General features: G+C 43.8%; 14 protein-coding genes and 2 pseudogenes. 10 read left to right on the forward strand and 6 right to left on the reverse strand.

Annotated features, from left to right (window positions below; genetic code table 11):
* Nucleotides 1–69: 69 nt before the first annotated feature.
* From rsmF to ACLJQJ_RS08105, 3 genes are all read left to right on the forward strand, one after another.
* Nucleotides 70–1,509, forward strand: coding sequence for a 16S rRNA (cytosine(1407)-C(5))-methyltransferase RsmF (gene rsmF / locus ACLJQJ_RS08095; RefSeq protein ID WP_063809183.1), 1,440 nt, complete (start codon nucleotides 70–72; stop codon nucleotides 1,507–1,509).
* A 117-nt stretch (nucleotides 1,510–1,626) separates the two neighbouring features.
* Nucleotides 1,627–1,863 (forward strand): YebV family protein, encoded by a 237-nt coding sequence (locus tag ACLJQJ_RS08100; protein WP_024131167.1) that lies wholly within the window; start codon nucleotides 1,627–1,629, stop codon nucleotides 1,861–1,863.
* 110 nt (nucleotides 1,864–1,973) lie between these two features.
* Entirely contained in the window at nucleotides 1,974–2,165 is a 192-nt protein-coding gene (locus ACLJQJ_RS08105) for a YebW family protein (RefSeq protein ID WP_000457838.1), read from the forward strand.
* A gap of 18 nt (nucleotides 2,166–2,183) precedes the next feature.
* Here the strand turns inward: ACLJQJ_RS08105 and pphA are convergent, their stop codons facing one another.
* The 4 genes from pphA to sopE2 all read right to left on the reverse strand — a co-directional run bounded on the left by pphA (nucleotide 2,184) and on the right by sopE2 (nucleotide 4,228).
* Entirely contained in the window at nucleotides 2,184–2,834 is a 651-nt protein-coding gene (gene pphA / locus ACLJQJ_RS08110) for a protein-serine/threonine phosphatase (RefSeq protein WP_063809174.1), read from the reverse strand.
* Between the two features lie 16 nt (nucleotides 2,835–2,850).
* Nucleotides 2,851–3,066 carry a hypothetical protein gene (locus ACLJQJ_RS08115; RefSeq protein WP_024149241.1) on the reverse strand — a complete coding sequence of 72 codons (216 nt, stop codon included), beginning with the start codon at nucleotides 3,064–3,066 and terminating at the stop codon, nucleotides 2,851–2,853.
* The gene (locus ACLJQJ_RS08120; protein ID WP_001134854.1) at nucleotides 3,057–3,221 is read right to left on the reverse strand and encodes a hypothetical protein; all 165 of its coding nucleotides are present in this window, start codon (nucleotides 3,219–3,221) and stop codon (nucleotides 3,057–3,059) included. Before ACLJQJ_RS08120 ends, ACLJQJ_RS08115 begins: the two co-directional genes overlap by 10 nt.
* A gap of 284 nt (nucleotides 3,222–3,505) precedes the next feature.
* A complete protein-coding gene (gene sopE2, locus ACLJQJ_RS08125) occupies nucleotides 3,506–4,228 on the reverse strand; it encodes an SPI-1 type III secretion system guanine nucleotide exchange factor SopE2 (protein ID WP_063809173.1) in 723 nt (240 codons plus the stop codon).
* 684 nt (nucleotides 4,229–4,912) lie between these two features.
* Between sopE2 and ACLJQJ_RS08130 the strand changes: the two genes are divergently transcribed.
* Together ACLJQJ_RS08130 and ACLJQJ_RS08135 are read left to right on the forward strand one after the other, a co-directional pair.
* Nucleotides 4,913–5,308, forward strand: coding sequence for a DUF1398 domain-containing protein (locus tag ACLJQJ_RS08130; protein WP_063809172.1), 396 nt, complete (start codon nucleotides 4,913–4,915; stop codon nucleotides 5,306–5,308).
* 328 nt (nucleotides 5,309–5,636) lie between these two features.
* The gene (locus tag ACLJQJ_RS08135; RefSeq protein WP_063809171.1) at nucleotides 5,637–6,113 is read left to right on the forward strand and encodes a hypothetical protein; all 477 of its coding nucleotides are present in this window, start codon (nucleotides 5,637–5,639) and stop codon (nucleotides 6,111–6,113) included.
* Nucleotides 6,114–6,368: 255 nt separating this feature from the next.
* Here ACLJQJ_RS08135 and ACLJQJ_RS08140 read toward each other — a convergent pair whose 3' ends face one another.
* Nucleotides 6,369–6,542, reverse strand: a complete 174-nt coding sequence (locus ACLJQJ_RS08140; protein ID WP_079838199.1) for a CZB domain-containing protein — start codon at nucleotides 6,540–6,542, stop codon at nucleotides 6,369–6,371.
* 1,201 nt (nucleotides 6,543–7,743) lie between these two features.
* On the opposite strand from ACLJQJ_RS08140, the gene ACLJQJ_RS08145 reads away from it, so the two are divergent.
* The 5 genes and pseudogenes from ACLJQJ_RS08145 (at nucleotide 7,744) to ACLJQJ_RS08165 (ending at nucleotide 12,924) form a co-directional block, all read left to right on the forward strand.
* Nucleotides 7,744–7,989: a hypothetical protein gene (locus ACLJQJ_RS08145; protein ID WP_223229638.1), complete on the forward strand. Its 246-nt coding sequence runs from the start codon at nucleotides 7,744–7,746 to the stop codon at nucleotides 7,987–7,989.
* A gap of 183 nt (nucleotides 7,990–8,172) precedes the next feature.
* The gene (locus ACLJQJ_RS08150) at nucleotides 8,173–8,376 is read left to right on the forward strand and encodes a FimD/PapC N-terminal domain-containing protein (protein WP_024798203.1); all 204 of its coding nucleotides are present in this window, start codon (nucleotides 8,173–8,175) and stop codon (nucleotides 8,374–8,376) included.
* A 612-nt stretch (nucleotides 8,377–8,988) separates the two neighbouring features.
* Nucleotides 8,989–10,086, forward strand: a complete 1,098-nt coding sequence (locus ACLJQJ_RS08155) for an acyltransferase family protein (protein WP_223230491.1) — start codon at nucleotides 8,989–8,991, stop codon at nucleotides 10,084–10,086.
* A 118-nt stretch (nucleotides 10,087–10,204) separates the two neighbouring features.
* Nucleotides 10,205–10,943 (forward strand): annotated as a pseudogene (locus ACLJQJ_RS08160) (tyrosine-type recombinase/integrase); the annotation flags it as partial.
* 889 nt (nucleotides 10,944–11,832) lie between these two features.
* Nucleotides 11,833–12,924, forward strand: a pseudogene (locus ACLJQJ_RS08165) (glycosyltransferase).
* Nucleotides 12,925–13,159: 235 nt separating this feature from the next.
* Here ACLJQJ_RS08165 and ACLJQJ_RS08170 read toward each other — a convergent pair.
* Nucleotides 13,160–13,579: a GNAT family N-acetyltransferase gene (locus ACLJQJ_RS08170; protein ID WP_063809168.1), complete on the reverse strand. Its 420-nt coding sequence runs from the start codon at nucleotides 13,577–13,579 to the stop codon at nucleotides 13,160–13,162.
* Nucleotides 13,580–13,725 lie beyond the last annotated feature (146 nt).

The raw sequence follows: 13,725 nt of genomic DNA on the forward strand, positions 1-13,725 counted from the left end.
CTCCGGCGTACTCGCGCCGGAGCGTTTTATGCTACACTGCGCGCCTGTTTTTTTGCCGGCGATACACCTGTGGCTCAACACGCTGTCTATTTTCCTGACGCTTTTCTGACGCAAATGCGTGAAGCAATGCCTTCCACGCTCTCTTTTGATGAATTTATTTCGGCCTGCCAACGCCCGTTGCGCCGCAGTATACGCATCAATACGCTTAAAATATCCGTAGCTGATTTCCTTGCCCTAATCGCGCCCTACGGCTGGTCGCTCACGCCAATTCCGTGGTGTCATGAAGGATTCTGGATCGAGCGCGATGATGAAGATGCATTGCCGCTTGGCAGTACCGCTGAGCATTTAAGCGGCCTGTTTTACATTCAGGAGGCCAGTTCGATGCTGCCGGTCGCGGCCCTGTTCGCCGATGGTAATCATCCGCAGCGGGTCATGGATATGGCAGCGGCGCCTGGCTCCAAAACCACGCAGATCGCTGCCCGCATGGGGAACCGCGGCGCCATTCTGGCCAACGAATTTTCGGCCAGCCGCGTCAAAGTTCTGCACGCTAATATCAGCCGATGTGGAATCGCCAATACCGCACTGACGCATTTCGATGGCCGCGTATTTGGCGCTGCGTTACCGGAGATGTTTGACGCTATCCTGCTGGATGCGCCCTGCTCTGGCGAAGGCGTAGTACGTAAAGATCCTGATGCGCTAAAAAACTGGTCGCCAGAAAGCAATCTGGATATCGCGGCGACACAGCGGGAACTGCTCGACAGCGCTTTTCATGCTTTACGACCCGGCGGCACGCTGGTCTACTCCACCTGCACGTTAAATCGCCAGGAAAACGAAGAGGTCTGCCTCTGGCTAAAAGAGACCTACGCCGACGCCGTTGAATTTTTGCCGCTGGGTGATCTGTTTCCTGACGCTGACCGCGCCCTCACCCCGGAAGGCTTCCTGCACGTCTTCCCGCAAATTTACGACTGCGAAGGATTCTTCGTCGCACGTCTGCGTAAAATGTCATCCCTTCCAGCCATGCCCGCGCCGGGGTATAAAGTGGGGGCGTTTCCTTTTACCCCCCTCAAAGGCCGCGAAGCATTACACGTTACCCAGGCGGCCAACGCCGTCGGACTGTTATGGGATGAAAATCTCCATCTTTGGCAGCGTGAAAAAGAGGTCTGGCTGTTCCCGGCAGAGATTGAATCACTGATCGGAAAAGTCCGTTTTTCCCGGCTCGGCATTAAGCTGGCCGAAAGTCATAATAAAGGCTATCGCTGGCAACATGAGGCGACGATAGCCCTTGCCTGCCCGACTCATGCTCACGCGTTCGAACTTTCTGTGCAAGAGGCGGAGGAGTGGTATCGCGGTCGGGATATTTATCCGCAAACACCCCCTGCCGCTGATGATGTCCTGGTGACGTTCCAGCATCAGCCGCTTGGTCTGGCAAAACGTATCGGCGCCAGAATAAAGAACAGTTACCCGCGTGAACTGGTACGTGATGGCAAACTCTTTACTGGTAATAGTTAAAAGGCGCACAAAAAAACCGCACTTTTTGACTGGCGCTTTTGCGTACGTTGACTACGCTGAAAAATGGACGGCTAAACTGGTCGTACCACAATTAGCGTATTAACGGAGAGCACGATGATGAAAACCAGTGTGCGCATTGGCGCTTTTGAAATCGACGATGCCGAATTACATGGCGAATCGCCGGGGGAGCGAACGTTAACAATCCCCTGTAAATCCGATCCGGATTTATGTATGCAACTGGACGCCTGGGATGCCGAAACCAGCGTTCCCGCCATTCTCAACGGGGAACATTCCGTTTTGTTCCGTAATCATTACGATCCTAAATCTGATGCCTGGGTCATGCGTCTTGCCTGACTCAAAAAGAACCCGTCGCCAGGCGGGTTATTTATTCTTCCTTTTCTCATTTCCCCCCTGCGCTAACCTCTCCTACACTATCGTGTAAAGTAGTTAACATTGAGGATGTAATGTTCGCGCTGGTACTTTTTGTATGTTACCTGGATGGAGGATGCGAGGATATTGTCGTGGACATCTACGATACCGAGCAGCAGTGTCTTTATTCGATGGACGATCAACGGATTCGCCATGGCGGCTGTTTTCCGGTAGAGGATTTTATCGACGGCTTCTGGCGACCTGCGCAGCAATATAGCGATTTTTAACCCTGGTCGCTGATGCCGCTATTGTATCCGCGCTAACGTCAATTGCCCGCCAAATACCGCGCCCGTATCAATATAGTGTACGTTGGCGAAATCCATGCGCCGACGCAACGGCGTATGGCCAAACCAAAAATGATCGGCACCGCTAATCCCGCCGCGCTTATTTATGAGTCGTTCGCGGCTCCAGAGAACCTGATGTAAATCGACCTTTTTTTGCCATTGATAGGTTGACGCGGGGTAATCAGCATGAGCGATCACATGCGTGCTATAGCGGCAGCGAACTTCCAGTATCCAGGGCAGTCGCTGACAAAGGATAAAAAGCGCTTCAGCTTGCGCAGCGTGTTCAGCCGTCAGGCGGGTAAACCAGTCGCCACCATTCATCAACCACAGCGTCGACTGCGATGAGGCCCGCGCATCCAGCGCCATTTGTTCATGATTGCCGCGAACCGCCGTCATCCAGGACTCACGCAGTAAAGCCAGGCAACCCAGGCTGTCCGGGCCTCTATCAATGAGATCGCCCACAGAAACTAACAAGTCTTGTTGCGGATCAAATCGACACTCACGTAACCTTTTCATTAACATTGAAAAACAGCCGTGAATATCGCCGACCACCCAGACATGCCGCCAATTCTTTGCCTCTATTCGCTGATAAACCTCTTCAGGCCGCATCATGTTTTCCTGTCGTTCATTACCCAGGACAGATATAAAAAGATAGCGTGTGCAGATTTTCTTGCTTAGTAAACGTACACTGTTGTAAATAGCGAATTTCATCAGTAGTGAGTAAATGCTTTGTTATCATCGCACTAAAATATAACTGACTGCGCCAGGGGAGTGTTATCCCCTGGCGCAGCGAGCTACTCACTATCGCCTGTTCACCTTCAATATTCTCCCTCCTTAAAAGCATGCCAAAAACATAAACCACATATCGACACCACAGACTTCAGCACACTCTTGAGCTGAGTGAGTTGCAAGGCAAACCAGCGCCAATGCAGGTGTCGTTACCGTGGCGACCATCACCCCCACAAACAGGAGCAGCATAATTTTTTTTAAAGGCGGCATAACCTCTCCTGACAGTTAACAGACCATTAATCCTTATCGAGACATCATCCGTGCGCGGGTATCATAGACTTAACAACACGCAGCGTTACAAAAAAAACTGTCTGGTTATGTAGGTATTTAGGGTAATAACAATTATTTTAAGTTTTAAGGGTATCCATTTTATTTTTATATTAAAATAAAGATGGCGACGTTTTGTTAAAAGCGTCGCCATAAAAATGAATATATACTTTCAGAAAATCTGCTATTAATTCATATGGTTAATAGCAGTATTGTGTTTGCTATCTTCAGGAGGCATTCTGAAGATACTTATTCGCGATATTTTCTATAGTTAGCTGAAATTGTTGTGGCGTCGGCATCGTCCCCTTATTAAACAGCGGCGTAACCTCTTTCATAACGATTTTCTCAGCATACGCTTTAAAAGACACCTGCTGATTATGATTTATAAACATATGCGGATATTTAATGCTCGCTGCAGCAATGAGGGGGACGACAAAAGGATTCGCCCCTGCCCCACCTGGAGTAAATACGCCGTTTTTTATCTCCCCAGGTAGCCCCGCATTCTGCGCAGCCTCTCCTATCTCTTTCAGAAAGGGGGTAATACTGACCCCTTTACTGATGAGTAATTTACAACAGTGATCTTTATTATTACTGTACACGGCTGATAATATGGCTTCGCATGTCTGACGAGCATAGGCCGGATCTTTACTCGCATTACCTTTGATATCCAGGCTATTGAGCTTTTGCAGCATAAAATCTTTAACAGTTTTACTGGTTAATACTGCCCTACCCTCAGAGGCGTTCCCACGATGAAAATGGCTAGTCGGTATGTCTGTTTGCAGATGCAGGCTCAAGCGATCTGACAGACTCGTCGACAGGCTGATAAAGCTATTTCTAACGGCAGTAATACTTTTCGCAAAAATGTCCTTCTCCGTTGTTTTTTCTTTTACTGGTTCAACGTCACTTCTATGGATTCTGTAGTGCTGGGTGGATAGGGTTATATTAGTCACGGTAGTTCTCCTTTTAGATAACTATGCATAGCTACACTTTATTTATATTTCTTGCTTTCAAAAAATAGCCACCTTCTCCACAACCATTTTTACTCATTGATCTGTATAAATTTTATTTTCCTGATGAATTTTGTTCTTCTGTCACTTAGCCTGTTTTTTTTCGGCGCAAGGTGATCGACTTTTATCGAGGAACATTTTTATCGGGACAATCCTGAACAGGCAAAACATCACTTCAATTCAACTGCTGCGTCACAAAAAACATTCATGAATATTATTATTTATGCTGATGTTGTTACGATTTTGCCCCCATTCAAACACTGACTGTCAGTTATCCTGCCTGCAGGTTAGCCGCTTTTTCAAAACCTATAAAGTCTCCACGCCAAACCTCTCCGCCACTGTAATCCTTATCTAAATATCAATTAATTAACTGATTTTTATATATTATGACTTTTCATGGCATTCAGAAAAACTACAAATGAAATGGATTGACGCATCTATTAGTGGTCAAAAAAAACGCGTTACGAGAAATAATCAGTAACAATTGCAACACTATTCCAATCATAACGTAAACTATATGATACCAGACGATTATTATTGCTTTTAGGTAACATCTTTATATGGCTGCTTTTAAGCAACAATACTCTAACACAACATATAACATTATAACTTACAATAGGTTAACAAATGGAATTACAGCTTATGCTTAACCACTTTTTCGAGCGCGTCAGAAAGGATGCAAATTTCAACGCATTTCTAATCGATCTGGAATATAATAATATCGCTTATTACATCTATTTTGTTGCTACCGGTAATGTGAAAATTATCACTCATGCAGGCCACTTCATTTCTATTAAAAGCAATAGAAAGCTGATTAAAGTCAATTCAACATCAAATACGCAATTAATAAAATTGACTTCAGCCAAACACTTTTCGGGGGAACATTCCTATGAAAAATACTGTACCGATCTGGCAACAGCAGGCGTTTTTAAATGGATTGTTGAATTAAACCAAAAAACTCGACAATACTGGTCGAAAGACAACCAATTATTATATATAGAAAATGTGGTCATGCCGCTTTAACAAGCCAGGGTAATAATAGCGTCAGTCGTGACATTCGGCGTGTTACGACTGCGGATTATCCATTTAGAGACCATAATGAGAGTCTGACTACGAGAGTTACCCTGTGCAGTCCGACCGGCGCAGCAACGTTTGACACGATGCTCGACAACAGCATCTCCTGATGCAGGAGAAATGATATTCAAAGCGATATCGACTAAAAGCTCAAAATATTTGCCTGCTATTTATATTCTATCTAATTAATACCCTCCAGGAAGTGTGGCATAATTGCAGAATCTGTCAGGATTCCGGGAACATACCGGAGCGTAATCGAAAAACCATCTGGAGATGTATGAGCAAGGATGAAATCAGTTATCAAATTCTTTACCGGTACTCTCTGGAAAAACTATACAGTACTCTTACCAGAAGAGTAGATAACGTGCTGTCATTCGCCCTCGTTTTTCTCGGGATCGGCGTCACCATAAACGTCGGGAGTCCCTTTATTCTGGGGCCAGGCATTGTGGGTATTGCCATACTAAAAAGAGTACTCCGCTTCGGCACGCGCTCAACACAGGCCGACCGGCAGTCCCGCGCCTGGCTGAAACTTTTTAATACTCAGCACCGCTTTCCTTCAGATAAAACACTGTTCCTTGCCTTCACATCGCTTGAGCAAGACACGAGCGAAGTATGGTCCATGCTTATTGGTCCTGCTATCGTCATGACTGAGACCGCCCTCGGAAAAACGCCCATTGAGCCATTGACGGCGGGTGAAAAACTCTGCGCATTTTTGAGCGGCGCGACGAAATCCCAGCCAGCAGCTCGCAATTGACCTGTCTTCTAAACGTCTGTGCCATACCACAGAGATTTAGTACAAAATTAATTAATGGAGTACTAACGCTGTCAGCAGGTTTCTCTGAGTGAAAGATTCGTATTATACGCACAGCCCAGTTTACAGTTTATATAACAGCGCTATATGTTTTTGTATCCGTACCATGCCGCCTACAAGCGGCTGTCTGAGTACCTCTAGCAGTGCCAGGGGCGAAGGGCAATTAGTTAAACGCCATCCCAGCCCTCCCCTTAGCAATTATTTTTTTATCATTTCATGGTAGAGAGAATGTATTTCTCCAAGCGAATGGAATACCGGTAAATGTAAGTACGCTCTTTTACCTTGCCCATGATACCACAGTCCCAGCACACACTTTCCAGCACTCATCAATTTCAGTGACGCGCTATCATCTCCACCAAGAATAATCGCCATAAATACTTGCTCGCGCCATAAAAAATGCTTTATTGTGATAACCTACAAGTCGAGTATTTCAGCAGCATAACGCTGTTTGGCTAAAAAGATATAAATCCTTTCGGCAACTGAAGAGACCGTGATATGAAATTCTCTCAACTGCTGCAATAACAATTTTCGTCTAACCGGAGACAAAGGAATACTTCCAGAGTCGGCATATGTTGTATCTTTAACATTTCAGAGCTCAACACGACTGATAGCCAGACTACTCCAGTAGACAGTGTTAGCTGTAGTAGTTTCATACTATGTTCAGTGCTGCGAAGTACATGGCGACTATCGTGATGACCATCACAATTAAAGAAATATGCCGCTTCACCGATGAATCTTTATTGCATTTGAGCCAGGACAGTTTAAAACATTAGAATTAATAACCTTACATTTGATTTTGTAGCAGTATTTAATCCTGTTTTCGTTTCGGTCTGAACACAGACTTGAAATTATCATTCATGATATTGAGCTCTCCCGCAAAATAAAAGACACATTTCATCAATAATATTATAAAATATTTCACAATCATGGTAAACACTTACAAACAAGACATTCGACATGTTAGTTTTTTTAAAAGTGCTTCTTTCATGATTACTCTTAAATCACAATCATAAACGTTTATCGTATCGATCTATTTTTTGTTATTTTGATTCAAATTCACTATTATTATCAATGAATTATATTAAATGTCGGCGTCCCGGGAAGGGGGGCCAGACACTTTGGTGGTGTGGCTTTTATTATTGATACCCGCTTTACATGAACGTCTCTCATTAATATTTTCAGACCTATCTTCAGCCTGTGAACAATAATTCTCATTCGCTCAAATGACATTATCTATGCGTAATAAAATAATGCTTACCCTAGCGACTGTCGGTATGATATATGGCGCGTCGACTTTTACTGCTGGCGCTATTGCCACCACTGACGCTGGCGGGAGGGCGATGACCTTAGTGTCTCAGCCATTGATGCGTCGGGCAGCATTGTGCCGGACAGCGAGAGCATCAAAGTAGACCAGGGTCTCAGCAGCAGGCAAGTCCTCGAGTTCGGTTTCAGTTATTATCAATCTTACCGGGTATTTATTTGAGGGCCTCGGAAGTACTTCGGGCGCGGGTGCCGCCACTATTCAACAGTGGCCATGACATTCCCGAGTGTTCTGCCCCCACTGGACGGTCATTTGGCTAAAGGAGAAATAGCAAATACTGCAAGCAATTCTGTTACCAATGTGGCTATTCAGCTTCTGACAGGTGATGGCGTTAATCCTGTGGACCTGAGCAAGGCACCTACAGCAGGTGATACTACGCTGGATACCTATTCGGCGACTAATAAGCTGAATTTCTTTGCACGTATGATAACCGCTGGAGGATCAATCTCCCAAGGCACTGTCGGCACCACAGTCATCTATAATCAGAAACACTTCTGATACGGCCCACAAGCCGATATTTATTTCAGATATTAATAAACAGTTTCGCTGTCCATTTATCTGGTATGTCCGGACGCCAGAATTGTTTATTTCTTCAGTGATGCGCTGTTATTTCACGGAACGGTTTAAATCAGCAGCGGCGGATTTTCATTTATTCAGGCAACACGGATAGCGGCTTATACCATGAAACTGAATCGGCCTACGCTGCTAATTACTCTGAATATACTGTTGTTGCCAGTAGAGACGACGGAGTTCAGCGCCGATTCTCTTAAAAACAGTGACCACCTCAGTGTGGATTTATCCGCCTTCAGCCGGGATGGCTATATTGCGCCAGGGAATTACCTGCTTGATATTTACGTGAATGACAGACTCATTCACAATCAATAAAAAGTCAGTGTGGTGGAGATTAGCGACGAGCACTCACGGTTCTGCATCATCTCTGCACTGGCAGACATGCTCGGGTTAAAAGAGGAGAACCGCCGACTACTCGGGCCCGTCCGGCAGTGTCTGAAACTGAACACTACGCATGGTAAAGTAACATACAGCCCGGATAACCAATCTCTGTTAGTCACTCTGCCCCAAGTCTGGATAGAATACCAGAATCTGGCTTGAGTATCCTGGCCCGCTGGAGTGATGGTGTCACAGCCGCCCTGCTGAGCTATAACCTGATGACGAACCTGTGGTCTACATTCCACTGGTATTGGCATCTGAAGCTGCACGCGAAAGATCTGGCTGGAAAATGGCATAGCCATTCATAGTCTCAGCCAAGCATGTACTGCAATTGACCCTGCAGATCTCGTCAATTTTGAATCTCTGGCTGTCGCTTGCATATGCTGGGTTCTCCTTAGCCCCCTCGTTCCTAAGTTTGTAATGCAGAGACGGTTTTTATGTTTGTAAATTTTCTGGCGCGATGGTTTTGCTCACAAGTGGTAAGTTGTTTTTCTTTTCCAGTGTAATATGTTAAATTTCTCGCACTGATTAATTCACTTTTTGTACGACATGCACAATCTAACGCCAGAATTATTGCAAACTCCATCTGTAAGAAGCAACAGAGACAGAAGTCTTGATATAGCCAAGGGAATTATGATGCTGTCTGTTGTTGCTGGACACATTGCAAATTTCCCATTTGGGGAGGTATTCTATTACTATCAAGTTGCCGGATTTTTTCTGCTATCGGGTTATTTCTTTCATTACGACAAGTATGCTGACAGATTTAGTAAATTTTTAAAAAGCAGATCAAAGCTTATTTGTCAGTACCTTATTTATTCTGCGATAATCATATCGGCGCATAATTTACTTACTGAGTTTGGGTTACAACCTACAAATTACATTTATTACTCACCTACTGATTATGTCACAGCATTTATACGGTCTATAACAATACCATCTGAAGCACTGGCAGGTGCAATGTGGTTCATACCAGTATTGATTTTAATGCAGTTTGTTTTTTATTGGCTAAATAGAGTGGTTAAAGAAAATAAACTGCTAATTGGATCTTCAGTTTTAATTTTATTCTTCATTGGTTGGTGGATTGTAAAAAGCAATGCAATTGCTAATAATCCCTACATAAACACTCACATTCCAAACGCACAATACTTCGTCTATTTGCCGTTTTTCTACATAGGCTATGTATTTAAAAAATTTGGATTCAAATCCCTGAGCAGCATAAATGCTATGCTGCCAGCGCTAATCGTCATAGTCCTTAGTTACATTGTAATACGGCCAACTATGTATTTATACGGAAGCATTGATCCGTATTGCTTTATCTTTTTATCGCTTATTAGCATTTCTCTCGTAATTGGTATTTCTTACCACATAAAATCTAACATACTCGTTAGATTTTTCACAACAATAGGCGAGAATACAGTACACATCCTCGCTATGCACTTCTTCTTTTTCAAGATAGCAACTCTTCTATTAACCATTGTAGGGCTCAAGCAAATTGATGATCTTCATCGCATTGACGGCCCATCTAATGGGTCAATCATTGAAACAATAACATATCTTTCATTCGGCATAGTTTTCCCATTAGTTCTTGTATCATTAGTAAGGAAGATAAGAAGTAAGATTTTTGTAAATAAATATTCTCCGGCATAGCCGGAGGTTTTTCAGATGCGTCTGTAAGGCTATCTTACCCGCAGCCCCTAACAGGCGCATACGATCTAACATTTACATTAAGCTTCGTTACTTACGGCCCGTAAACGGACTGCCCGGATTAGGAGAAATGATTCTGGCAGAAGTAAGCACGCGTCATGTTGCAGAATTTCTTGAGGTATGGATCGCGGAAGGTAAAAACACGATGGCGGGGGCGACGAGGTCTGTACTATCTGACATGTTTTGTGAAGCTGTTGTAGAAGGAAGAATAACACTGAATCCGGTTGAAAAAGCCAAGGTACCAAAAATTGAAGTTGCAAGGGAGCGCTTGCGAATAGAGGTTTATAATGCTACACGAGCATATGCCCTCATGGTTCCCTCTCGCGATGGATTTAGCACTCGTTACAGGTCAACGTAGGGAGGATATCGTAAACATGAAATTTAATGATGTTTTTGACAACCGCTTATACGTAACTCAAATTAAAACCGGAATGAAAATAGCTATTCCCCTATCCCTGACCCTTGAGGTGCCTGGGTTACGTCCGGGAACGGTTATCGATCGCTGCCGGCTGGTAAGCAGAACCGATTTCATGATCAGTGCAGGAATCAGGAAAAATAGCCCGACCGGGAATATTCACCCGGATGGGCTCACAAAGAAATTTGTAAAAGCCAGAAAAATTTCAGGTGTTAAATTCAGTGATAACCCACCGACATTTCACGAGATCCGTAGCCTGGCTGGTCGGCTGTACAAAGACGAACGCGGCGAGGAATTCGCTCAAAAACTACTGGGCCACACCTCAGAGAACACCACGAAACCCTATCTCGATGAACGCAATAATAAAGCTTACGTGATGCTCTGATTTTACTGTAAAAGAAATGTTAACCCGGATTTGGATGTGATCTAACCAAAAAGACCGGAATACAGAAATTTGAGTAAATTTCGAAGGGAAACACATAACCCATTGATTTACAATGGAAATAAAAAGAGACCGAATTCGATTCCTGTTCTCGCTAAAAATAAAAATTCACTTTAAATTCATATAGTTAAACAAAAAACCACTATTTTATCGTCTGAAATACGTTCCGTTGCGTTCTAATAGATTCAATTAGTTATCACTTTTTCCGTTTTAATTCGGGCAGATTTCGGGCAAGTTTTCCTCTTATTATTAGCTCTCCTGACCGCATGAATAATAACGTTTTTTTAACGAATAACGATTTCGTTCTTAACTAGCTATGGAGTTTTATAAGTTCACCAGATGTCACATCCCACACTCGACATCTTTAGCTAGCACGCTAATCTATAATCTGAGAAAATGTTAAACACTTGCCGCTTGTGACAAAAAACAGATTTTAAGCGAAAAAGCGAGGGTCTGCTGTTAAATATACCAATGATTCAGGTAGCTATCATTATACCGGGACACTGCAAGAATCCACTTTATTGCTTGTATTCTATTGAGTTTTCCGCTACTTCTTCGAACTAACCACCGTCATCCTACCGCCAAGTAGTGAGGTACTGCAAACCAGCTAGTTCATTGAGCACATCGCTGCGGCCATCATCAGTGTAAAAGTCGAAAGGTTCGCATACCCCAATAAATACATAGCAAGAATATTAATAGCTAACGAAGTTGTGAGTTGGTTCATGTTTTTTATCTGTTACGTATGAAATAAGAATTATCTGCAATGTTAATGCGAAGCGTCAGGCGCAGTCGCCTCGTTGAGTAAAAACTCAACAAGATTTACGGAGTTACAATGATCGATAAATTAGTGCTTACGGTTACACCAATTTTCTCCATCCCGCCGCGTGGTGCAGCCGCAGTAGAGATATGGATGTACCAAGTTGCACGGCGAACAAAAACTACCAAACAGAATCGCTTGTATTAAGAATGAAGGTTATAGCGATTTTTTAAAGGTAAATGACCATTGTTCTGTTCATCGCATAGGTTTCAGCGGACTCTATAAGCGCCTCTTTCAGAAGTGGACTCGCCTTGACCCGCTCCCCTACTCACAGCGCATTCTGAATATTGCAAAAGACTTTAACGTTACCGATGATAGTGTAATCATCGTTCATAACAGCATAAAGCTGTACCGCCAGATCCGCAAAAGAGCCCCAAAGGCAAAAATGGTTATGCATATGCATAATGCTTTCGAACCTGATGGGTTAGATCAAAACGTTAAAACGATCGTCCCCAGCATGATTTTGAAGAAGCATTATCAGGCGTACCTGCCGAATGCTGATATCGCTATCGTCCCTAATGGTATTGACCTGGAGGCCTATCAGAAAAACGTTGTACCACTGCAAAAGTCTGACCTGGGAATAACTCCGGAGAAAAAAACGATTTTCTTTGCAGGCCTTATATCACCGGATAAGGGAGTGACTTTGCTTTTACAGGCGTTCGAACAACTCCTCAAGGAACGCAACGATATAGAGTTAGTTGTCGTTGGTAACTATATGAGTAAAAGTAAAGGTGAAAAAGCAACCTATCAGCGTGAGGTGCGGGAATTAGCAAAACGGCTAAAACCACACTGTCATATGGTTGAAGGTGTAACGCCTGAAGAGATATACAATTACTATTCGTTAGCAGTTCTGGTTGTTATTCCCTTTCAATTCCAGGAACCGTTCTGCATGGTTGCAATTGAAGCAATGGGGCAGGAAAGCCTGTACTGGTCAGTACACGCGGCGGGATGACTGAGCTCGTAAAAGAGGGGGATACCGGCTTCCATTTGCAGGAGCCAATGACCCCGGAGACCATTGCCAGGGACATTAATAAAGCGCTGGCATCCCCTGATTTAAACAATATTGCCTTACATGGACAACGTTGTGTGGAAGAGAAATTCCCGTGAGAAAAAGTAACCCAGCGGTTTGAGGAAGTGGTTAATAACTGGTTTAGATAATTAATGCGCATTAGCTCAAATGTGAGCTGACATATCTATGGCACAGCGCCAAACCTAATCTGACTGTCCGCCCTGTGCCAGAAGCGGACGCTGATCATGGTGTGTACAGACCACCAGTACGATATATTTTAAAGCTACCTGATTACAGCTTTCATAAAGCTATGGGTATTCAAATGCAGCAAAGCTATAAACCGGGCTTAATTAAATAATGCCTTTGCGAACCTACTTTAGGAAAGTCCGATAGCGACATTTGAAGTATATAACCCTGTTTTTCATAAAAAGGGAGAGCCTGGAAGCTAAAGGTATCTACAAGTCCATGAACACAGCCTTTCCGCAAACCTTCTTTTTCGGCCATCTCCATAAGTTTGCTCCCCAGACCGCAGCTTCTTGCAGATTCACTTACCCAAAGATAGTCGATGCAGAGCCACGGACCTTTTCTGTCAGCAATTAATCCGCCTACCATTTCGCCGCTTTCGTTTCTGCAGTAGACCCCAAGCTGCCCATTTTTACTAAAATCGACGAACTGAGCATTGTAGCTTCTTAATCCGGCTAATAGTTCTTCTTTATCAAATTCAGTAACTTGATGTGTGATTTGAATGTCCATACATATCCAATTGAACAAGTTTGCATTTGGAATATAACGTTATAAATAAGTTAATTAAATGTATCAATAGAAAGTTTATTTTTACTCCTGCGGGACAGGTCACGTCCGCTACTCGCTTAAAGCAAACTGTCAGTTGGAGTCTGAGC

The sequence above is a fragment of the Salmonella sp. SAL04202 genome (assembly GCF_046550775.1).
Taxonomy (GTDB): domain Bacteria; phylum Pseudomonadota; class Gammaproteobacteria; order Enterobacterales; family Enterobacteriaceae; genus Salmonella; species Salmonella enterica.